Origin of the sequence: Marinobacter sp. RI1 (genome assembly GCF_041155085.1) — a bacterium.
Classification (GTDB): Bacteria; Pseudomonadota; Gammaproteobacteria; order Pseudomonadales; family Oleiphilaceae; genus Marinobacter; species Marinobacter nauticus.
On sequence record NZ_AP031605.1, the window covers coordinates 3,592,411 to 3,613,054 of the forward strand.

16 protein-coding genes and 1 pseudogene are annotated in these 20,644 nt (G+C 59.0%); 2 read left to right on the forward strand and 15 right to left on the reverse strand.

The window, feature by feature from the left end; translation table 11 throughout:
- Positions 1-88: 88 nt before the first annotated feature.
- Positions 89-2,020 carry a 1-deoxy-D-xylulose-5-phosphate synthase gene (dxs, locus tag ACAM27_RS16300; RefSeq protein WP_369612310.1) on the forward strand — a complete coding sequence of 644 codons (1,932 nt, stop codon included), beginning with the start codon at positions 89-91 and terminating at the stop codon, positions 2,018-2,020.
- Positions 2,021-2,063: 43 nt separating this feature from the next.
- Here the strand turns inward: dxs and ribA are convergent, their stop codons facing one another.
- The 6 genes from ribA to ACAM27_RS16330 form a co-directional block, all read right to left on the reverse strand.
- Positions 2,064-2,675, reverse strand: coding sequence for a GTP cyclohydrolase II (ribA, locus tag ACAM27_RS16305; RefSeq protein ID WP_014420644.1), 612 nt, complete (start codon positions 2,673-2,675; stop codon positions 2,064-2,066).
- A gap of 132 nt (positions 2,676-2,807) precedes the next feature.
- Complete coding sequence (gene moaC, locus ACAM27_RS16310; RefSeq protein WP_011785899.1) at positions 2,808-3,290, reverse strand: cyclic pyranopterin monophosphate synthase MoaC; 483 nt, start codon at positions 3,288-3,290, stop codon at positions 2,808-2,810.
- A gap of 87 nt (positions 3,291-3,377) precedes the next feature.
- Positions 3,378-4,367 (reverse strand): Nudix family hydrolase, encoded by a 990-nt coding sequence (locus ACAM27_RS16315; RefSeq protein WP_011785900.1) that lies wholly within the window; start codon positions 4,365-4,367, stop codon positions 3,378-3,380.
- Positions 4,348-5,565: a bifunctional glutamate N-acetyltransferase/amino-acid acetyltransferase ArgJ gene (gene argJ / locus ACAM27_RS16320; protein WP_011785901.1), complete on the reverse strand. Its 1,218-nt coding sequence runs from the start codon at positions 5,563-5,565 to the stop codon at positions 4,348-4,350. The genes ACAM27_RS16315 and argJ overlap by 20 nt, the downstream gene beginning before the upstream one ends.
- A gap of 101 nt (positions 5,566-5,666) precedes the next feature.
- Positions 5,667-8,405: a preprotein translocase subunit SecA gene (secA, locus tag ACAM27_RS16325; RefSeq protein WP_011785902.1), complete on the reverse strand. Its 2,739-nt coding sequence runs from the start codon at positions 8,403-8,405 to the stop codon at positions 5,667-5,669.
- Positions 8,406-8,494: 89 nt separating this feature from the next.
- Complete coding sequence (locus ACAM27_RS16330) at positions 8,495-9,451, reverse strand: M23 family metallopeptidase (RefSeq protein WP_011785903.1); 957 nt, start codon at positions 9,449-9,451, stop codon at positions 8,495-8,497.
- Between the two features lie 213 nt (positions 9,452-9,664).
- Between ACAM27_RS16330 and ACAM27_RS16335 the strand changes: the two genes are divergently transcribed.
- Positions 9,665-10,114, forward strand: coding sequence for a DUF721 domain-containing protein (locus ACAM27_RS16335; protein WP_011785904.1), 450 nt, complete (start codon positions 9,665-9,667; stop codon positions 10,112-10,114).
- Between the two features lie 11 nt (positions 10,115-10,125).
- On the opposite strand, the gene lpxC is transcribed toward ACAM27_RS16335, so the two are convergent.
- From lpxC to murD, 9 genes and pseudogenes are all read right to left on the reverse strand, one after another.
- The gene (gene lpxC / locus ACAM27_RS16340; RefSeq protein ID WP_011785905.1) at positions 10,126-11,040 is read right to left on the reverse strand and encodes a UDP-3-O-acyl-N-acetylglucosamine deacetylase; all 915 of its coding nucleotides are present in this window, start codon (positions 11,038-11,040) and stop codon (positions 10,126-10,128) included.
- Positions 11,041-11,417: 377 nt separating this feature from the next.
- A pseudogene (gene ftsZ / locus ACAM27_RS16345) lies at positions 11,418-12,407 on the reverse strand (cell division protein FtsZ); the annotation flags it as partial.
- Positions 12,408-12,507: 100 nt separating this feature from the next.
- A complete protein-coding gene (gene ftsA, locus ACAM27_RS16350) occupies positions 12,508-13,743 on the reverse strand; it encodes a cell division protein FtsA (protein WP_011785907.1) in 1,236 nt (411 codons plus the stop codon).
- 36 nt (positions 13,744-13,779) lie between these two features.
- Complete coding sequence (locus ACAM27_RS16355) at positions 13,780-14,619, reverse strand: cell division protein FtsQ/DivIB (RefSeq protein WP_369612311.1); 840 nt, start codon at positions 14,617-14,619, stop codon at positions 13,780-13,782.
- Positions 14,612-15,589, reverse strand: coding sequence for a D-alanine--D-alanine ligase (locus ACAM27_RS16360; protein WP_369612312.1), 978 nt, complete (start codon positions 15,587-15,589; stop codon positions 14,612-14,614). The genes ACAM27_RS16355 and ACAM27_RS16360 overlap by 8 nt, the downstream gene beginning before the upstream one ends.
- Positions 15,582-17,027 carry a UDP-N-acetylmuramate--L-alanine ligase gene (gene murC / locus ACAM27_RS16365; protein ID WP_023008915.1) on the reverse strand — a complete coding sequence of 482 codons (1,446 nt, stop codon included), beginning with the start codon at positions 17,025-17,027 and terminating at the stop codon, positions 15,582-15,584. Before murC ends, ACAM27_RS16360 begins: the two co-directional genes overlap by 8 nt.
- The gene (murG, locus tag ACAM27_RS16370; RefSeq protein WP_369612313.1) at positions 17,020-18,111 is read right to left on the reverse strand and encodes an undecaprenyldiphospho-muramoylpentapeptide beta-N-acetylglucosaminyltransferase; all 1,092 of its coding nucleotides are present in this window, start codon (positions 18,109-18,111) and stop codon (positions 17,020-17,022) included. The genes murC and murG overlap by 8 nt, the downstream gene beginning before the upstream one ends.
- A complete protein-coding gene (gene ftsW / locus ACAM27_RS16375; protein ID WP_023008917.1) occupies positions 18,104-19,303 on the reverse strand; it encodes a putative lipid II flippase FtsW in 1,200 nt (399 codons plus the stop codon). The genes murG and ftsW overlap by 8 nt, the downstream gene beginning before the upstream one ends.
- Entirely contained in the window at positions 19,303-20,643 is a 1,341-nt protein-coding gene (murD, locus tag ACAM27_RS16380) for a UDP-N-acetylmuramoyl-L-alanine--D-glutamate ligase (RefSeq protein WP_369612314.1), read from the reverse strand. Before murD ends, ftsW begins: the two co-directional genes overlap by 1 nt.
- Position 20,644: the final 1 nt, after the last annotated feature.

A 20,644-nucleotide genomic window follows, 5' to 3' on the forward strand; every position in this document is an offset into this window, starting at 1 on the left:
ACAACTGGCCCGGGATGTATGAAACCGGGCCGCCTGTTCCCTTATAATGCCAGCCATAGAACCCACATTCCGATAAAGACCCGAGCTGATGCAGGACACATACATTTTCAGGGAAATCCCGTCGCAGCGACCCAATACGCCGTTGCTCGACCGGATAGACGTGCCATCCCAGCTGCGTGAACTGCCAGCTGAGGACTTGCCCCGGCTGGCCAGGGAATTGCGAGCGTTCTTGCTGTGGTCAGTGGGCCAGACCGGTGGTCATTTCGGCGCTGGCCTTGGCGTGCTCGAACTGACGGTGGCCCTGCACTACGTTTTCAATACCCCCGAAGACCGGCTGGTATGGGACGTCGGCCACCAGGCCTATCCCCACAAGATTCTGACCGGTCGCAAGGAACAAATGGGCAGCATTCGCCGTAAAGGAGGCCTGGCCGGCTTCCCGAAACGGGCAGAGAGCGAGTACGACACCTTCGGCGTAGGTCATTCGAGCACATCCATCAGCGCGGCACTGGGCATGGCAATCGCCGCCCGGATGCAGAACACCGGCCGCAAGAGCATTGCCGTTATCGGGGATGGTGCCATGACCGCGGGTATGGCCTTTGAAGCCCTGAATCATGCCGGACACCTTCATGCCGACATGCTGGTGGTGCTGAACGACAACGACATGTCGATTTCACGCAACGTCGGCGGGCTTTCCAACTATTTCGCCAAGCTGCTCTCCAGCCGTACCTACAATCAGGTGCGCGACAGCAGCAAGAAGGTGCTCAAAGGCACTCCTCACCTGATGGCCCTGGCAAAGAAAACCGAAGAGCATTTCAAGGGTATGATTGCGCCCGGCACGCTGTTTGAGGAGCTGGGGTTCAACTATATTGGCCCCATCGACGGCCACGACCTGCCCTTGCTGGTGGAAACCCTGGAGAACATCCGTGAGCTGGAAGGCCCGCAGTTCCTGCACGTGGTCACAACCAAAGGCAAAGGTTTTGCCCCTGCCGAAGCGGACCCGATTGGCTACCATGCCATCAACAAGATTGAACCGGTGCCCGCCAGCAAGCCGGAACCGGTGAAGCCGAAACCGGCCAGCCCTAAATACGCCAACGTCTTCGGGCAGTGGCTATGCGATGCCGCCGAACAGGACAGCCGGGTAGCCGGAATTACCCCCGCCATGTGCGAGGGTTCAGACCTGCTGGCCTTTTCAGAGCGTTTCCCGGATCGCTATTTTGATGTCGCCATTGCCGAGCAGCATGCGGTCACCCTGGCGGCGGGTCTGGCTTGCGATGGTGCCAAGCCGGTCGTGGCCATTTACTCAACATTTCTGCAGCGAGCCTATGACCAGTTGGTACACGATGTCGCCATCCAGAACCTGGACGTCCTGTTTGCCATTGATCGTGCGGGCCTGGTCGGCGAAGACGGCCCCACCCACGCTGGCGCCTTCGACATCAGCTATCTACGCTGCATTCCCAACATGCTGGTGATGACGCCGTCGGACGAAAACGAAACCCGACAGCTACTGCACACCGGCCTTGAATACAGCGGCCCGGCTGCCGTTCGCTACCCCCGGGGCACCGGACCTGGGGCCGAAATCCAGCAGCAACTCACCCCACTGCCCATCGGCAAGGGCCGGCGCGTACGCGACGGTAGCAGTATTGCCATCCTTAATTTCGGCACTCTGTTGGCGCCGGGACTGGAGGCAGCAGAAGCCTTGGGCGCCACGGTCGCCGACATGCGCTTCGTCAAGCCTCTGGATGAGGCCCTGGTACTGGAACTGGCGGAAACCCACGACCTGCTGGTCACCCTGGAAGAAAACGTTATTGCCGGTGGCGCGGGCAGCGCGGTGACGGAATTCCTGAATGCCCGCCAGGTTTCCATGCCGGTATTACAACTGGGACTGCCGGACGCGTTCGTTGAGCACGGTCAGCACAAGGAATTACTGCGGGACTGCGGGCTGGATGCAGACGGTATTCGTCGCAGCATTGCCCGTCGAATGGAGCAGCTCGGATACCCGACAGTGGTGGCGGCTAAATAACTCGGGAACGAAGGCGGATCAGCACTGATCCGCCAGAGATCCATCAGACCGGGTCGTCGTCCTGGTGGGTTTCCAGCCAGTGGCCCAGTTTGCTCTGTTTGGTGTTCAGGTAGTGCTCGTTGTGCGGGTTGCGGCCCACATGCAAAGGCACGCGCTCGGCAATGTTGATGCCGTAAGATTCCAGCGCCTTCACCTTGCGCGGGTTGTTGGTCATCAAGCGCAGGCTTTTGATGCCCAGGTGCTCAAGCATGTCTTTGCACATGCTGTAATCCCGGAGATCTGCGCCAAAGCCCAGACGCTCATTCGCTTCCACGGTGTCGGCGCCCTGGTCCTGCAGACGGTAGGCCCGGATCTTGTTCAGCAATCCGATACCGCGGCCTTCCTGACGCAAGTACATCAGAATACCCCGACCCTCCCGGGCGATACTGCGCAACGCTTCTTCCAGCTGATAACCACAGTCACAACGCATGCTGTACAGGGCATCGCCCGTCAGACACTCTGAGTGGGTTCGTGCCAGCAGTGGTTCTGCGCTATCAATGTCCCCCAACGTCAGCGCCACATGCTCCTTCCCGGTGTCCGGCTCCTCAAAGCCGTGCATATCAAACACACCAAAGGGGGTGGGCAAACGGCAGGTTTCAATGTAACGAACAGCCACTGTGTTTCCTCGTGGTTCGGACAAATTGGGCGGGCATTCTATCATGCGGCTGCTTGCCTGGCGTAGTGTCGACACAGTTCCCCTCCGGATTATGCAGTACCCGAAAGGTTACGGTCGCCGCCAGGCTTCAGATCATTGCTCCCGGGCCTGCCAGTGGCCGGAGCGGCCGCCTTTCTTTTCCAGCAGACGCAGATTATCGATCACCATACCTTTGTCGACCGCCTTACACATATCGTAAATGGTCAGGGCGGCCACACTCGCGGCCGTCAGCGCTTCCATTTCAACACCGGTCTGACCGGCCAGTTTGCACCGGGTCTCGATCGCCACAGAGGCGCCATCATCGCCAGCCCTCAGTTCGACTTTCACGGAGGTCAGGTTAAGCGCATGGCACAGGGGAATCAGGTCGTGGGTTCGTTTCGCAGCCATGATGCCTGCTATCCTGGCCGTCGCCAGCACATCCCCCTTGGGGTGCTCACCTTCCAGGATCATTCTCAGGGTTTCCGGAGCCATCCGGACACAGGCCTCGGCTCTGGCCTCGCGTTCCGTCACCGCTTTGTCGGTGACATCCACCATTCGGGCTTCGCCCTTGTCATCCAGATGGGTCAGTTTTGTCACAGAAAACTCCGATTGATCTGTTGAAGAGGTTACTTTGGCATGGCCCGGGCCTGGTTGGAATCCGTAATCGCCCCGGGCCACAGATGGCTACCACCAGAAACCGATACCAGCCACGCCCTGGCCACCAAGCGCGCGGGCCCGGGACTGGTGCTCAGGTCCGAGACCTCCGATACCGTAAACCGGCACATTTGCCGTTGCGGCCAACGCCTGAAAAGCAGCCCACCCGATTCCGGGCTGCCCCGGATGGCTGGGCGTCTCCAGCACATTACCCAGGACCACGTAATCCGCCCCCAGACGCTCTGCATAGCGCAATTGCTCAGCACTATGGCAAGACACACCCAACCAGTAATCGTCGCTGACAGGGCGTTCTGAATGCAGCTGCGCCTCGCACCAGGGCAGGTGAACGCCCTGGACATCTGGAACGGCCCGACACAGGTCTGCCGCCCCATGCAGAATCAACCCGACGCCCCTTTCCCGGCACCCGCCCAGAGCCGCTGCGGCCAGCTCAAGGTACGCAGCCCCGGAGAGGGTCGGAGCGCGAAGCACCACCAGTGAATCCGGCTGCCCCCGGTCGAGAGCGGCACCGAGTCTGGCCAGGCCTGCCGGCGCATCCTCAATTGTTCCGGTAACCGCCAGCCGATGGGGCAATCGCAGCGCTCTGATGATGGGCCGGTTAGCGGCAGGAAACTCTTCGTCCTTGAGCGCCTCAGGAGCCAGCCAGCTGACCGGCTGACCTTCTTTACCCTCTGGCTCGCCCTGAGCCGAGTGGCTTGACCAGACATCAAGAAACACACACTTGTCGCCGTAGTCGTGACGTATGCCAATCACCGGCTCCAGGCTGTCCTCAGTCAGAACCAGCCCGGTCTCTTCGGCGATTTCCCGACACAATGCCTGCTGGACGGTTTCTCCGGGCTCGACCTTACCACCCGGAAACTCCAGCAAACCGCCCTGATGGGCTGTGTCCGGGCGCCTTGCAATCAGGACACGACCATCGCGAACGATCACGCCCACCGCTACATGAACAGTCTTACGGTTAGCCGAAAGACCCTCGACAGACTCAGGTACGGTATTCGGCATTGATGGTCACGTAATCATGGGAAAAATCACAGGTCCAGACCGTTTCCCGGACATTGCCCCGCTTCAGGTCAATAGCAATGGTGATCTCTTCCTGATCCATCACCGCCTGGCCCCGAGCCTCGGAGTAGTCGTCGGCACGGCCACCGTTGCGCACCAGGCAGACATCGCCCAGGTAAATTTCAAGGGCATTGAGGTCCAGATTCTCCACACCGGCACGACCAACGGCCGCCAGGATACGCCCCCAGTTCGGGTCTGAAGCGAACAGGGCGGTTTTCACCAGCGGGGAGTGCGCCACGGTATAGGCTACATCAAGCGCTTCTTGCTGGCTGGCTGCGCCGCTGACATCAATGGTGACGAATTTGGTAGCCCCCTCGCCATCCCGGACAATGGCGTGGGCCAGTTCCAGGTACACGTCCTGCAAGGCCGCCCGCAGTTCCGGCAGCAGCGGGCTGTCGGCGGTAATCTCAGGCCCGCCATACTGGCCACTGGCCATCAGCATGCAGGCATCGTTGGTGGAGGTGTCGCCGTCAATGGTAATGCGGTTGAACGACTTCTCGCCGAGCTCAGAAGCCAGCGTTTGCAGTACCTCCGGCGCAAGACGGGCATCGGTAGCGATGAAGCCGAGCATGGTGGCCATGTTGGGGCGAATCATGCCCGCGCCCTTGCTGATTCCGGAAATGGTCACCCGATGGCCATCCAGATCCAGCTGCCGAGACGCGCCTTTAGGGCGGGTATCGGTGGTCATGATGCCGGATGCCGCCTCTGCCCAGCGGTCTTCCCGGGTGTCGGCCAGAGCCTCTGGCAGTGCACTGACAATCTTGGCGACCGGCAATGGCTCTCCAATCACCCCGGTAGAGAATGGCAATACCTGGCTGGCAGAAATGCCCGCCTCTTTCGCCAGCGCCTCGCAGCAGGCCGCGGCGTCCGTCAGGCCCCGTTCGCCGGTACCGGCGTTGGCATTGCCGGTGTTGATCAACAGATATCGCGGAGCATCCTGGGACAGGTGGCGGCGACTGAGGACCACTGGGGCCGCACAGAACTGGTTGCGGGTAAAAATACCCGCTACCCGGGTTTCCGGCGCCAGCTCAAACACCACGATGTCTTTTCTGCCGGGCTTTTTGATCCCCGCACTGGCTATGCCCAGCTTGATTCCCGCCACCGGGAAGAAATCGGGTAAGGTTCCTGGACCTACCGCCATGCCTGTCTCCTTGAATTTTCCTGATCTTCAAACGACAGAACCCGCAAGCGCCAGCGCACTGGCGAATTGCGGGTTCTGGTTTCCGGCTACTCGGTGGCTGGTCAGCTCACCTTTCCGCAGCATTGCTTGTATTTTTTGCCAGACCCGCAGGGACAAGGCTCGTTACGACCGACCTTGCGCTCCTGGCGGACAAAGGTCTCCGGGGTTGCCTGCTGGCCCTGCTGGCCATCGTCACCCTCGCCTTCTGCCTGGGCGGCACTGGCCTGCTCGTGACGGAGTTTGGCGCGCGCCATTTCCCGCTCCAGCTCTTCCTTGCGTCGACGTTCGATTTCCGCCATTTCCTCCTGGCTCTGAACCCGCACATGGCACAAAACCCGGGTAACGTCACGCTTCATGGTATCGAGCATGGTTTCGAACAGGTTAAACGCCTCGCGCTTGTATTCCTGCTTCGGGTTCTTCTGAGCGTAGCCACGCAGATGGATACCCCGGCGCAGGTGATCCATGTTGGACAAATGCTCCTTCCACAGGGTATCCAGCACCTGCAGGAACACCTGCTTCTCAAACTTGCGCATGGCTTCGGAACCGGCCACTTCTTCCTTGGCCTTGTACTCAGCCACAATGGCGTCGAGAATCTTCTGGCGAAGATTGTCTTCATACAGTTTATTGTCGTCCTTCAGCCACTGCTGGATGGGCAGCTCAATCGCCATCTCGGACTGCAACTGAGCCTCCAGCCCCTGCACATCCCACTGTTCGGGCATGCTTTGCGGCGGAATAAACTCACTGACCACCGAATCCACCACGTCTTCACGGATGGTATCGATCATCTCGGAAATATCGTTGGACGCCATCACCTCGTTGCGCTGCTCGTAAATGACCGTACGCTGATCGTTGGCGACATCGTCGTATTCAAGCAGCGTTTTACGCATATCGAAGTTGCGGCCTTCGACCTTGCGCTGCGACTTTTCAATGGCATTGGTGACCATCCGGTGCTCGATGGCTTCACCTTTCTTCATGCCCATGGCCTGCATCAGATTCTTCACGCGCTCCGGCGCAAAGATCCGCATCAGGTTGTCCTCCAGCGAGAGGAAGAATCGGGAAGAGCCCGGATCCCCCTGACGACCGGCACGACCCCGGAGCTGGTTATCAATCCGGCGGGACTCGTGGCGCTCGGTACCGATGATGTGCAAGCCACCGGCGTCCAGTACCTGGTTGTGGCGCTCAGTCCACTCCGCCTTCATGCGAGCCACTTCCTCTTCCGAGGGATTATCCAGGGCCGCAACTTCGTACTCCCAGTTGCCACCGAGGACAATATCGGTACCCCGACCCGCCATATTGGTGGCGATGGTAACCGCACCCGGGCGCCCTGCCTGGGCAATAATCAGGGCTTCGGATTCGTGCTGTTTGGCGTTCAGGATCTTGTGGTCAATGCGCGCCTTCTTCAGCAGCATGGACAGAAGTTCGGAGGCTTCGATGGACGCGGTGCCCACCAGAATGGGCCGCCCTTCTGCGGTCACATCCTTGATTTCGTCGATGATAGCGTGGAACTTCTCTTCCTGGGTCAGGTACACCAGGTCGTTGTAATCAATCCGCTGAATAGGCTTGTTCGGCGGAATAACCACCACGTCCAGACCGTAAATCTGGCGGAATTCGAAAGCTTCGGTATCGGCGGTACCGGTCATACCGGCCAGCTTGTCATAGAGACGGAAATAGTTCTGGAAGGTAGTCGACGCCAGCGTCTGACTTTCGGCCTGAATCTTGAGACCTTCTTTTGCTTCAATCGCCTGATGCAGACCTTCGCTCCACCGGCGACCAGGCATGGTCCGGCCAGTGTGTTCATCTACGATCACCACCTGACCGCCCTGGACAATGTAATCCACGTCTTTCTGGAACAGGTGATGGGCGCGAAGCGCCGAGTGCACATGGTGCAGCAGGCTCAGGTTGGCAGCCGAATACAGGCTTTCGCCCTCCTTCAGCAGGCCCTGACCAAGCAGCAGATCTTCAACCTTCTCATGACCGGATTCGGTCAGTTCAACCTGACGGGATTTCTCATCAATGGTGAAGTCACCGGAGGATTCACCTTCCTCGCTCACCTCACCTTTCTCAAGACTCGGCACCAGAGCATTGACGGCCTGATACAGTTTGGAAGAATCCTCAGCGGCACCGGAAATAATGAGCGGGGTACGGGCCTCGTCGATCAGGATGGAATCGACTTCATCGACAATGGCAAAGTTAAGACCGCGCTGAACCTTGTCCTCAATGCTGAAGGCCATGTTGTCGCGCAGATAGTCGAAACCGAACTCGTTATTGGTGCCATAGGTGATATCCGCCTGATAGGCGGCACGCTTTTCTTCCGGCGGCTGGCCCGACGCCACCACTCCCACCTGCATGCCAAGGAAACGGTAAAGTTTGCCCATCCACTCGGCGTCACGGCGAGCCAGGTAATCGTTCACGGTTACCACGTGCACGCCTTTACCGGGAAGCGCATTCAGGTAGACCGCGGCGGTAGCCACCAGAGTTTTCCCTTCACCGGTCTTCATTTCGGCGATTCGACCTTCATGCAGGGTCATGCCCCCGATGAGCTGGACATCGTAGTGGCGCATGCCCATCACCCGGCGGCTGGCCTCCCGCACTGTGGCAAACACTTCAGGCAGCAGGCTGTCCAGCGCTTCACCTTCATCAAGTCTGCGCCGGAACTCAGCAGTCTTGCCTTGCAACTCGGTGTCAGACAATGCGCCAAACTGTTCCTCAAGTTCATTGATACGCGTAACTACTTTGCGCATCCTCTTGATTTCTCTGGCGTTCTTACTGCCGAACATCTTGGTTGCAAGCTTTGTGAACATAGACCACTGCTTCTTCAGTTAAACGGAGGAAGCCGGCATTCTAACCTTATTTGGCGACAGGACAAAAGGCGGGGTTCACGGGAATGGAATCAGCGGCTTGCGCGCTGGATGTATTTCACGGGATTTTCGGATTTACCATTGCGGATAACTTCAAAATGCACATGGGGGCCGGTGGACCGGCCGGTGCTGCCCATCAGTGCAACAACCTGGCTTTTCTGCACCACATCCCCAACCTTAACCTTGATGGCCTTGGCGTGGGCATACCGGGTAACCAGGCCGTCGCCATGGTCGATTTCAACCAGATTTCCGTAGCCATAACGCTCGTCGGCCCAGGTTACAACACCAGCCGCCACGGCAATAATGTCGCTGCCTTCCTTGCCCGCCAGATCAACACCGGCATGCCAGGTACGTTTTCCGGTAAAAGGATCCGAGCGGTATCCGTATTTGGACGAGAGCCAGCCCCAGGTGATCGGCCGCCCCTGCACATAGAGCTCATCTTCCAGCTTTTTGCGGGAAGCGACTTTATCGAGCAGGCGCAGTTGCTTTTCACGATCGTTGATCTGCTGTTCCAGCTGATTGATCATGTCCGTCAGCTCGGGAGCCGTGTAGGAATCCCCGGGTAGCGCATCTTCTTCGGGGCCACCAACCGCTGCCGGCTTGTCAAAATTGAATTCATCGCTGGCGACCATGCCGGTTTCCACGAATCGCTGGCCGAGCGCATCCAGGCGCAGCAGACGACCCTGAATCTGGCCCAGCCGAAGGGTCAGCGCATCAATCTGCTGCTGCACGTTCTCACGAACCCGGGCGACTTCGTCCTTCTGATCTTGCAGCCTTTCTTTCCAGCCCGCCACAAGCTCAGACTCGGTGGGTTGCCGAGCTTCAAACTGACTGATCGCCACCTGATAGCCAGCCCATCCGGCTGCCGCCAGCGTGGCCAACACCAGAAAGACCAGGCCACACAACAGCGGCCCATTCAGCGGTATTGCCCTGGACTGACCGTGACGTTTGCCTACGAAAATTACGTTCATATCGTCTTTCGGTTTCATTGTTGAGCCGCAACCGTATCCCTGTAGTGCTGCGACCCGGAAATATTCCGAGCGGGTCTGCTATCCTTGGCAACAACTACGTACTGAATAATCGCAGCGCCCGGTAGACTCTCTCACTCGTGACAATGTAAAACGAGAGTAACAATGGCGCTACGCACAAAGCGTGCCGAAGTGTAACCAATCGTAAACAGGCTCGTCGAGAAAAAAGCGACCATGACGGAAAAAAATGATCAAAAAATGATCTTTGGCAAAGGGTCGGCTGGCAACAATACGCTCAAAGAGCTGATGTCCAAAGCCGAACTGCACCTGCAGGCCGAACAACTGGTACTCGCGGCCATTCCCGCAGAACTGTCCGAGGGTACCCGATTCGTCAGCTGTCGGGAGGGGGAATTGGTGCTGTCTACTGATAATGCAAGCAAAGCCACGCGACTGCGCTTCCGCCAGCACGAGATCATGTCGGCACTGAGGGAGAATGAACTGTTCCGCTACGTCTGGAAGGTCAGAATCAAGGTCAGCCCACCCAGATTCGCCAGCCGACGCAAACCGGTAAAAGAGCCGCTCAGCAAAGAAAATGCCCGGCTCCTCCAGGAGGAAGCCGGGCACACGAAGGATAAAGCTCTACGCGAGGTTCTCGAAAAACTCGCCAGCCACGTCCGGGATTAAGGCTTCCCGCCTTAACCCGCCGCCAGCACAGGTTTCATATAAGAGATAGGCGCAGTGGCTTCATCATCGAAGGTCACTACTTCCCATGCATCTTCTTCTGCCCTGAGCTTGCGCAGCAGCTTGTTGTTCAGGTCGTGACCTGATTTGATACCACGGAACTCACCAATCAGGCTGTTGCCCAGCAGATAGAGATCGCCGATGGCATCCAGTACCTTGTGCTTGACGAACTCGTCATCGTAGCGGAGACCGTCCTCATTGAGGATCTTGTAGTCGTCCACCACAATCGCATTATCCACGCTGCCACCCAGTGCCAGGTTCATCGCTCGCAACTTTTCGATATCACGCATGAACCCGAAGGTTCTGGCGCGGGACACTTCCTTCACAAAGGAGGTGCTGGAAAAGTCCACGGTCGCTGTCTGGGCACGGCCCTTGAAGACCGGGTGATCAAAATCAATCCCGAAGCTCACCTTGAAGCCTTCGAACGGCAGGAAGGTGGCTTTTTTGTCGCCCTCTTCCACAGTGACTTCGCGCTTGATGCGGATAAAACGCTTGGCCGCTTCCTGCTCGGAGATACCGGCAGACTGAAGCAGGAACACGAACGGCCCGGCAGAGCCATCCATGATCGGCACTTCTGCAGCGCTGAGCTCGACAAAACAGTTGTCGATGCCGAGACCAGCCATGGCGGAGAGCAGATGCTCTACCGTCGCCACACGGACACCGTCTTTTACCAGCGTCGTGGACAGCATGGTCTCACCCACATTCTCCGCACAGGCACGGATTTCGACCATCGGGTCGAGGTCCGTGCGGCGGAAGATGATCCCCGTGTCGACGGGTGCTGGCTTCAGGGTCAGGTATACCTTTTCCCCGGAATGCAGGCCAACACCGGTCGCGCGGATGGTGTTTTTGAGTGTCCGTTGTCTGATCATCGGTTCATTATTCCGTCACAAAAAGTCGATATTCTGAGCAAAAACTGCCCGGAGAATATCAGAATTCAAGACTGAGTACCATTTAACCAACATGACTTTACTTAACCTTTGCAATAGTCATGAGCTATGGCGCATCAGCTCAACTTAGGCGGAAGCTTATGCTTTCTGATTCACAGTAAAGCCAGCCCTGCCACGGTTGAAACAGATTATCAATCAGCCTGCCGGCGAAGGAATGCGGGAATATCGAGATAGTCCACGCCCTGTTCTTCGCTTTCTTTGCTCTGATCCAGCGCCACATTACCCTGGGCAACCGCACGACGACGCAACACGGCCGGGCGATCCAGCTGGTTGTAATCGGTCTTGCCATCGAGGGTACGGGTGTTGTCCACCACCTTGGTCGGCTTCTCGCGCTCGCCACCCAGGCCAGTCGCCACAACAGTAACCTTGAGCTCGTCGGTCATTTCCGGATCGATCACGGTACCGACCACCACAGTGGCTGAATCGGACGCGAATTCGCGCACAATGTCGCCCACTTCGGAGAACTCGCCCAGATTCAGGTCCATACCAGCGGTGATATTGACCAGAATACCCTTGGCACCCTGCAGGTTGATATCTTCGAGCAGCGGGCTGCGAACCGCGGCTTCTGCGGCTTCACGGGCACGATTCTCGCCGGTGGCGCGACCGGTACCCATCATCGCCATGCCCATCTCGGACATAACCGTTTTCACGTCGGCAAAGTCGACGTTGATCATACCGTTGCGGGTAATCAGGTCAGCAATGCCCTGAACCGCACCCAGCAACACATCATTGGCGGAGGCAAAGGCATCCAGCAGGCTGGTTTTCTTGCCCATGACTGCCAACAGCTTTTCATTGGGAATGGTAATCAGGGAGTCAACGCTCTCTTCCAGTTCTTTCAGACCGGCTTCAGCCACACTCATGCGCTTGCCGCCTTCAAACTGGAACGGCTTGGTAACCACCGCAACCGTCAGGATACCCAGCTCACGGGCAACTTCAGCAACCACGGGGGCTGCTCCGGTACCGGTACCGCCACCCATGCCGGCGGTGATGAACACCATATCGGAGCCGCTCAGAGCTTCAGCAATACGGTCGCGATCTTCCAGTGCAGACTGGCGACCGACTTCCGGATTGGCACCCGCACCCAGGCCCTTGGTGATGTTGCCACCCAGCTGAATAATCTGACGTGCGTCCAGGTCCTTCAGGGCCTGGGCATCTGTGTTGGCGCAGATAAATTCAACGCCTTCCACGTCGCTGTTGAGCATGTGACGAACGGCGTTGCCACCGCCACCGCCAACACCGACGACCTTGATAACTGCGTTCTGCTGAACATTATCAACGAGTTCAAACATTTCCCCTACTCCTTCGTGCTGTGTCCGGCCTTTCCAGGCCGGTTGCTTCAATCGTTGTGTTTTTTTCGAGAGACCTTCGTGTACTGCAACCGGAACACCGTCAGAAATGACCGGTGAACCAGGCTTTCATGCGCTCAACCAGCGAGGGAGCCTCCTCCCCCTTGAGCACCGGCGCCCGGCCAAGATCCATTTGCCGGAAGCCATGGATCAACAATCCGACGCCAGTGGCGTATATCGGGTTGTTGACCACTTCCGTCATACCGGAAACCGCCTGCGGACAGGCCAGTCTTACCGGCATGTGGAAGATTTCTTCAGCCAGCTCCACCACCCCTTCCATGGTGGACGAGCCGCCTGTAATCACGATGCCTGCCGGGATCAGATCCTCGAACCCGGACCGGCGCAACTCAGACTGCACCAGCGTGAACAGCTCCTCATAGCGGGGCTCAACGACCTCCGCCAGAGCCTGACGCGAAAGATCCCGCGGAGCCCGGTCTCCCACGCTGGGAACCTTGATGGTTTCTTCCGCACCCGCCAGTTGGGTCAGGGCGCAGGCGTACTTGATCTTGATTTCCTCGGCATTCTGGGTGGGCGTGCGCAACGCCATGGCAATGTCATTGGTCACCTGGTCACCGGCGATCGGGATGACGGCGGTATGGCGAATTGCCCCGCCCGTGAACACGGCAATGTCGGTTGTACCACCACCGATATCCACCACACAGACGCCCAATTCCTTTTCATCCTCGGTCAAGATGGCGTGGCTGGAAGCCAGTTGTTCCAGAATGATGTCGTCCACTTCCAGCCCGCAGCGTTTGACACACTTCTCGATGTTCTGGGCCGCATTCACGGCACAGGTCACCAGGTGAACTTTGGCCTCCAGCCGCACACCGGACATCCCCATCGGTTCCTTGATACCTTCCTGGTTATCGATGACGAACTCCTGAGGCAGGATGTGCAGGATTTTCTGGTCCGCCGGAATCGCCACCGCCTGGGCAGCGTCAATCACCCGGTCAATATCCGCCTGGGTGACTTCCCGGTCCCGGATCGCCACGATGCCGTGGGAATTGAGGCTCTTGATGTGGCTGCCAGCAATACCGGCGTACACCGAATGAATGCGACAACCCGCCATCAGTTCGGCCTCTTCAACCGCGCGCTGAATGGCCTGTACCGTGGTTTCAATGTTCACCACAACACCGCGTTTGAGCCCCCGGGACGGGTGTGAACCGATACCGACCACTTCGATGGTTCCATCCATCTTGCGCTTGCCGACTATCGCCACCACCTTGGAGGTTCCAATATCCAGGCCGACAATCATGTTTTCCGTTTCAACCGATGACATGTGTTTCACCAAACCCCAGGTTCGTAGTAATCGTTATCAGGATTTCGGAGCAGCCTGAGCCACGTCCGTCTTCCACTGCACCGCCACCCCGTTCGAGTAGCGGACATCTATCCGGCTGACCTCATCAACCCGCGAGGCCAGACGGTTCTCATAAACGGTGATAAAGCGTTCAAACCGTTGTTCTACCTGATCTCGCCCCAGCACCACTTCGATGCCATTGCTGAGAGTCAGGGTCCAGGCGCCACGTTGCTCCAGCGCCAGTCCGGCAAAACCCAGGCCATATCCCACCAACTGCTCGCTCATGGTCCGGGCCATACCGATCACGTCCCTGACCCGCTCATCCGGCCCAGCCAGACGGGGCAGCTTTCCGGCCACCTCCGGATTCGGCGGCGAGAACAGTTCGCCTGAACGGCTCACCAGTCGACCATCGGTCCAGTAGGCCAGTGGCTTCTTTTCCCGAATATCGATTTCAAGACGGCCTGGCCAGACTCGCTTTATCGCTGCCGACGCCACCCAGGGGCGCCGTTCCAGTTCAGCCTTGATGTCAGCCAGATCGGTGGCGAAATAGCTTTTGCCAATCCAGGCGCCGGCCGCTCGCTCAATAGCCGTCTGGCTGTCGCCAGCAAATTCGCCCCGCACATCCACCGCCAGTATCTGCTGATCCATGGCGGTCAGCATCCGGTCCGTTGCCCAGGGCACCATGGCGGCCAGAAGTACCACCGTTGCGCCCAGGCCGACCTGCAACCAGGGTACGGCCGACAGCACAGCTTTCAACACACCAAACCGGTCCCGCTCAGGCCCGACAGAGGTTGCCCCCCGGCGGCGTGGCGGTTCGGGCGGTACCGCCCGGCTCCGGATCAGCAACGTCTCAAGCATCGATGCCCTCCGCCAGCGTGTCCCTGAGAATTCGCACCACCAGTTCTTCAAAACTGATGCCGGCCGCCTTTGCGGCCATCGGCACCAGGCTGTGGTCCGTCATACCGGGAACCGTGTTAACCTCAAGCAACCAGAACTCACCGGCCCGATCCTGCATGATGTCGACCCGTCCCCAGGTGCGACAGCCCAGCACCCGGAAGGCACCCAGGGCCAGATGCTGCAATCTCAATTCGTCATCGGGCGCCAGACCACAGGGAATACGGTACCGGGTATCGTCCGCCAGGTACTTGGCGTCATAGTCGTAAAAGGCGTGATCGGTGCTCAGGCCAATCGCCGGTAACGCTTTGTCCTGTAGCAGGCTGACGGTAAACTCCGGCCCTTCGATCCACTGCTCTACCAGCACCAGATCATCCAGCCGGGCTGCCGCCTCATAGGCTTCAGCCAGCTCTGCCGCGCTGCTCACTTTACGGATACCGATACTCGAACCTTCGTGGGCCGGTTTCACACTAAGGGGCGCCCCCAGTGCCGTCGCAATGTCCTCGGCCTCACTCACGGAGGTCATGGCACGAAATGCCGGCGTAGGCAGCCCACAACCTTCGAACACATACTTGGTGCGCAATTTGTCCATGGCCAGTGCCGATGCCAGCACTTCACTGCCGGTATAAGGAATGCCTGCCTGCCCAAGGATCGCCTGAAGGGTCCCGTCTTCGCCACCACGGCCATGAAGGGCAATGAACACGCGATCGAAATCGGGTTCGTCCACGGTCCTCAGCAGACAGCCCCGAATGTCCCGGCCAACCGCATCGATACCCGCCGATTGCAACGCTGCCAGCACGGCTTTGCCACTTTTCAGGGATACTTCCCGCTCGGCGGAATCGCCCCCCATGAACACAGCCACGCGCCCCAGTGCCCGAACCAGTTCGGGGGGGGCCTGATACGGCTGAATGTCGTTGTGGGTCAGATCACTCACTTGCCTTGACTCCTGCTGCTGCCAGCCTTGCTGCTACGCCACCGATATCGCCGGCCCCCTGGGTGATCAACAGATCACCATCCTGCAGGACATTCGCCAGCAGACTCTCGATTTCACGGTTATCTTCAACGAACACGGGTTCTACCTTGCCCCGCTGCCGGATGCTCCGGCACAAAGCCCGCCCGTCTGCTCCCGGAATAGCCGGCTCACCCGCGGAATACACATCCATCAGCAACAGCCCATCCACTTCGGACAATACCCGCACGAAATCCTCATATAGATCCCGTGTCCGGGTATACCGGTGTGGCTGATACAGCATCACGATCCGGCGCTGGGGCCAGGCTTCGCGGGCAGCCCGGATAACGGCCTCCACCTCGGTGGGGTGGTGGCCGTAGTCGTCCACCAGCGTCGCTGCTGCTTTCGGTGTCTGATACTCGCCATACACCTGGAACCGACGGCCAACACCGGCAAATCCAGCCAGCCCGCGGCAGATGGCCTGGTCGTCCACCCCTTCATCGGTCGCCACGGCAATCGTTGCCAGGGCGTTCAGAACGTTGTGACGACCCGGCATTTTCAGCTCCACCTGGAGATCCGGCCGACCACCAGGGCGACGCACCAGGAACCGGGTCTTCAGACCATCAGAGGTAATGTTCTCCGCCCGGTAATCAGCATCAGGATTGTCGATGCCATAAGTGATAATGGCCCGGGAAATGCGTGGAATGATCTCCTGAACGTAGTCGTCGTCCACGCACATAACCGCAACACCGTAAAACGGCAGGTTGTGCAGGAAGTCCACGAAGGTCTGCTTGAGCTTTTCGACATCCCCACCGTAGGTGTCCATGTGGTCAGCTTCAATGTTGGTGACCACAGAAATAACCGGTGTCAGATGCAGGAACGACGCATCGCTTTCGTCGGCTTCTGCCACCAGGTAACGGGAACCACCCAACTGGGCATTGGTTCCGGCGCTGTTGAGTTTGCCACCGATCACAAAGGTGGGGTCCAGTCCGGCCTCTCCCAACACGGAGGCAATCAGGCTGGTGGTTGTGGTTTTGCCGTGGGTACCGGCCACAGCGATACCATGGCGATAGCGCATGATCTCCGCCAGCATCTCGGCCCGGGGTACAATCGGTACCCGCCGTTCACGGGCAGAGACCACTTCCGGGTTGTCGCCGGCAACGGCCGAAGACACTACCACCACGTCGGCCAGATCGGTGTTTTCGGCGCGATGACCGATGTACACATCGACATCCATTGCCCGCAGGCGCGCAGTAACAGCACTGTCCCGGATATCAGAGCCAGATACGTCATAGCCCTGGTTCTTCAGGACTTCGGCGATACCGCTCATCCCGGCACCACCGATCCCGACAAAATGGATGCGGCGGATCCGGCGCATTTCCGGCACCTGATATACCAGTGGCGGATTGGTTGCATCAGCCATTGGCGGCCTCCAGACAGTAATTCACGACTCTCTCCGTTGCATCAGGGCGGGCCAGCGAGCGGGCGGCCTTCGCCATAGTCAGAATTCGTTTTCGATCTGTTGCCAGATCTTTCAGGGTTTCCGCCAGCACCTCCGGGTTCAGCTTTGGCTGCGGAACCAGAATGGCCGCCCCGGCTTTCACCATGTGCTGGCCGTTCCGGGTCTGGTGGTCATCGACCGCGTGGGGGAATGGCACCAGCACCGCGCCAATTCCCGCCGCACAGAGCTCAGACACCGTCAGCGCTCCGGCACGGCAGATCACCAGATCAGCCCAGCCATAGGCCTCCGCCATATCGCGGATAAAGGGCTCAATGCTGGCACTGACTCCGGCTTCGTCGTAGGCCGCCCGGGCCGCCTCGAGATTCTTCTCACCGCATTGATGCCGAACATCCGGGCGATCAGCCTCCGGCATCAGCGCCAGGGCCCGGGGCAGCTGCTGATTGAACACCTGTGCTCCCAGGCTGCCACCAATAACCAACACCCGGAGCCTGCCACTTCGGCCCGCCAATCGTTGTTCGGGGGTGTCCATCGACGCCACTTCGCCCCGCACCGGATTGCCAGTACAGCGGGTAACCGTCTGGTCACCAAAACTGTCAGGAAACGCCTCAAGCACCGTTTCGGAAAAACGTGTGAGCCAACGGTTAGTCATTCCAGCGATGGCGTTCTGTTCATGAATCACCAGCGGCTTGCGCATCAGCCAGGCGGCAATACCACCCGGCCCGGTGACAAAACCGCCCATACCTACCACGCAGTCGGGGCGGATCCGGCGCAAATGGGTGTAGGCTTCGCCCAGGGCGCGCATCAACCGGAACGGTGCCAGCAGCAGCGCCAGCTTGCCTTTACCGCGCAGGCCGGAAATGTGAATGAGCGACAGCGGAATATCGGTGTCTCCAATCAGACGTTCTTCCATGCCGCCGCTGGCCCCGAGCCAGTGCACCTCGTGCCCCCGTTGCTGCAACGCGCGGGCTGTGGCCAACGCAGGAAACACATGGCCGCCGGTGCCGCCAGCCATCATCAGGAAGCGACGGCGAGGTGAATCAGTCATACACTGCTCCTCCTTTGCGTCCGCTGCTCTTTGTTTCCGATGCCACCCTGGCCCGATCCTGCCGCTCCAGCTCTACCCGGGCGATAACCGCGATACCAATGCAGGTAACCATCAGGCTGGAGCCGCCATAACTGACCAGCGGCAAGGTCAAGCCTTTGGTTGGCAGGAGCCCAGTACTCACCGCCATGTTGATGCCCGCCTGCAATCCAATCAGCAGCGTGATGCCGTAGCTGAAACAGGCGCCGAACGCCATGCCGGCTTTCTCCGCACGCCGGGCAATCACCAGGCCACTGACCACCAGCGCCGCAAACAGGCCGAGCACCACCAGCGCTCCAAGCAAACCGAATTCCTCGGCAATAATCGCGTAGATAAAGTCCGTATGGGCCTCTGGCAGGAAGAACAGTTTCTGTACCGAGTTCCCCAGGCCAACGCCCACCCACTCGCCTCGACCAAAGGCAATCAGCGACTGAGTGAGCTGATAACCACTGTCGAACTGGTCTTTCCAGGGGTCGAGATAGCTGACCACCCGCTTCAATCGATACGGTTGGGTGACTACCAGAATCGTACCCAGCGCCGCCAGTACGCCAATCAATGGCATGAACCGGCTAAGCCTCACGCCACTCAGAAAAATCATGCCGGCCGCCGCCGTCACCAGCACCACCGTTGCGCCGAAGTCGGGCTGGATAACCAGCAACACCGATGCCACGCCCAAAACTCCCAGGGGTTTCAGGAAGCCCGGCCAGGTATGGAGCAGTTCTTCCCGCCGACGGACCACATAACCGGCCAGGTAGGCTATGAGGCAGAGCTTGGCGACTTCAGACACCTGAACATTGAATAGCCCCATGGGAATCCACCGGGTAGAACCATTAACCGTGCGGCCGAGCGGCGTCAGTACCAGCACCAATACCAGAAGGCCAATGCCCAGCAGCAGCCATCCGCTGCGCTCCCACCAGGATACCGGCACGTTGACAGCAACAAGAGCCGTGGCACAGCCAAGACCGGCGAACAGGATCTGGCGAATAACGTAGTGGTAACTGTTGCCCAACGTGGCGGCCGCCATGTCCATCGACGCTGACGAAATCATCACCACACCAGTCACCAGCAAGGCCACGGAGGTAATAATCAGCACCGGCAGCGGCTGCAACTCACCCGCCATACCCTGATAATGAGGAACGCTGACGCCTGCCTGCATCACAGCCCCTCCACCAAAGCGCGGAACTGCTCGCCGCGATCGTTGTAATCCTGGAACATGTCAAAGCTGGCACAGGCTGGAGACAACAGCACCCGATCGCCCGGCTCAGCCGCCTGGCGGGCAAGGCTGACCGCCTCTTGCAGTGACGTTGCGCGATACTGCGGCACTGACACGCCTACCGCCTCGGATATCTTGCCGGCATCGCGTCCAATCAGCACCAAGGCACGACAGCATGCGGCCACCGGCTCTGCGAGCGGCTGAAAATCCGCGCCTTTGCCATCTCCGCCTGCGATCAGGATCACCTTGCCTGAATCCGGCACCAGGCTTTCAATGGCGGCTACCGTGGCACCAACATTGGTACCTTTGGAATCATTGATGTAATCCACGCCATTCAGGTTGCGGACGAATTCACAGCGATGGGGCAGCCCCCGGAAGCTGCGGGCCACCTCCAGCATCGGCTCCATGGCCAGGCCAGCCGCATGCCCCAGCGCCAGGGCGGCCATCACGTTGCTGATGTTATGCCTGCCCATCAACTGGAGTTCACTGGCCAGCAAAAGGTTATCCAGGCCCCAGGTAATCCAGGTGCCCTGGTCATCATCCCGGGTGCTGAAGGTCTCCGGATTCACCCGGTTAAAGCCAAAACACAGAAACCTCAGGGTATCCCGAGCCATGGGCGTGCTCAGCGCATCGTCGAGGTTCACGATGGCATTTTTGCAGCCACGGTAGATCCGTTGCTTGGCCTGGAAATACGCCATCTTGTCCGGGTACCGGTCCATGTGATCATCGCTGACATTCAACACAGTGGCCGCCAGCGCCCCAAGTTCTTCAGTGGTCTCCAGCTGAAAACTCGACAGCTCCAATACATAGAGATCCGCACCCTGGTCCAGCAAATCCAGCGCGGGCGTACCGATATTGCCGCCCACCTGCACATTGCGGCCCGCAGCTCGTGCCATTTCCCCGACCAGGGTTGTTACCGTGGTTTTGCCGTTAGAGCCGGTGATGGCAATGATCGGCGCGTCGGCCGCATCGGCGAATAAATCGATGTCGCCGCGAATCCGGGCGCCCCTGGCCGCCGCACCGGCAATCGCCGGCTCTGCAATACTGATTCCCGGGCTGACGACCAGCTCATTGAAACCGGCAAACAGGTCCTCATCAAACTCGCCCAGGTAAACCGGGACGTCTGGCCAACCGGCCTTCAGCTCATCCAGGCCTGGAGGCTGAAGGCGACTATCAGCCACAGCAATCTCACGCCCCTGCCCGGACAGGTAACGCACGCAGGAAAGCCCGGTCTTACCGAGCCCTACGATTAACGTGCGACGATCCGAAACAATGACACTCATA

Coding starts and splice junctions, on each gene's coding strand:
- dxs (WP_369612310.1), top strand. CDS start 89: ATGCAGGACACATACATTTTCAGGGAAATCCCGTCGCAGCGACCCAAT.
- ACAM27_RS16315 (WP_011785900.1), bottom strand. CDS start 4,367: ATGCCGAATACCGTACCTGAGTCTGTCGAGGGTCTTTCGGCTAACCGT.
- argJ (WP_011785901.1), bottom strand. CDS start 5,565: ATGGCGGTAGGTCCAGGAACCTTACCCGATTTCTTCCCGGTGGCGGGA.
- secA (WP_011785902.1), bottom strand. CDS start 8,405: ATGTTCACAAAGCTTGCAACCAAGATGTTCGGCAGTAAGAACGCCAGA.
- ACAM27_RS16330 (WP_011785903.1), bottom strand. CDS start 9,451: ATGAAACCGAAAGACGATATGAACGTAATTTTCGTAGGCAAACGTCAC.
- ACAM27_RS16335 (WP_011785904.1), top strand. CDS start 9,665: ATGACGGAAAAAAATGATCAAAAAATGATCTTTGGCAAAGGGTCGGCT.
- lpxC (WP_011785905.1), bottom strand. CDS start 11,040: ATGATCAGACAACGGACACTCAAAAACACCATCCGCGCGACCGGTGTT.
- ftsA (WP_011785907.1), bottom strand. CDS start 13,743: ATGTCATCGGTTGAAACGGAAAACATGATTGTCGGCCTGGATATTGGA.
- ACAM27_RS16355 (WP_369612311.1), bottom strand. CDS start 14,619: ATGCTTGAGACGTTGCTGATCCGGAGCCGGGCGGTACCGCCCGAACCG.
- murC (WP_023008915.1), bottom strand. CDS start 17,027: ATGGCTGATGCAACCAATCCGCCACTGGTATATCAGGTGCCGGAAATG.
- murG (WP_369612313.1), bottom strand. CDS start 18,111: ATGACTGATTCACCTCGCCGTCGCTTCCTGATGATGGCTGGCGGCACC.
- ftsW (WP_023008917.1), bottom strand. CDS start 19,303: ATGCAGGCAGGCGTCAGCGTTCCTCATTATCAGGGTATGGCGGGTGAG.
- murD (WP_369612314.1), bottom strand. CDS start 20,643: ATGAGTGTCATTGTTTCGGATCGTCGCACGTTAATCGTAGGGCTCGGT.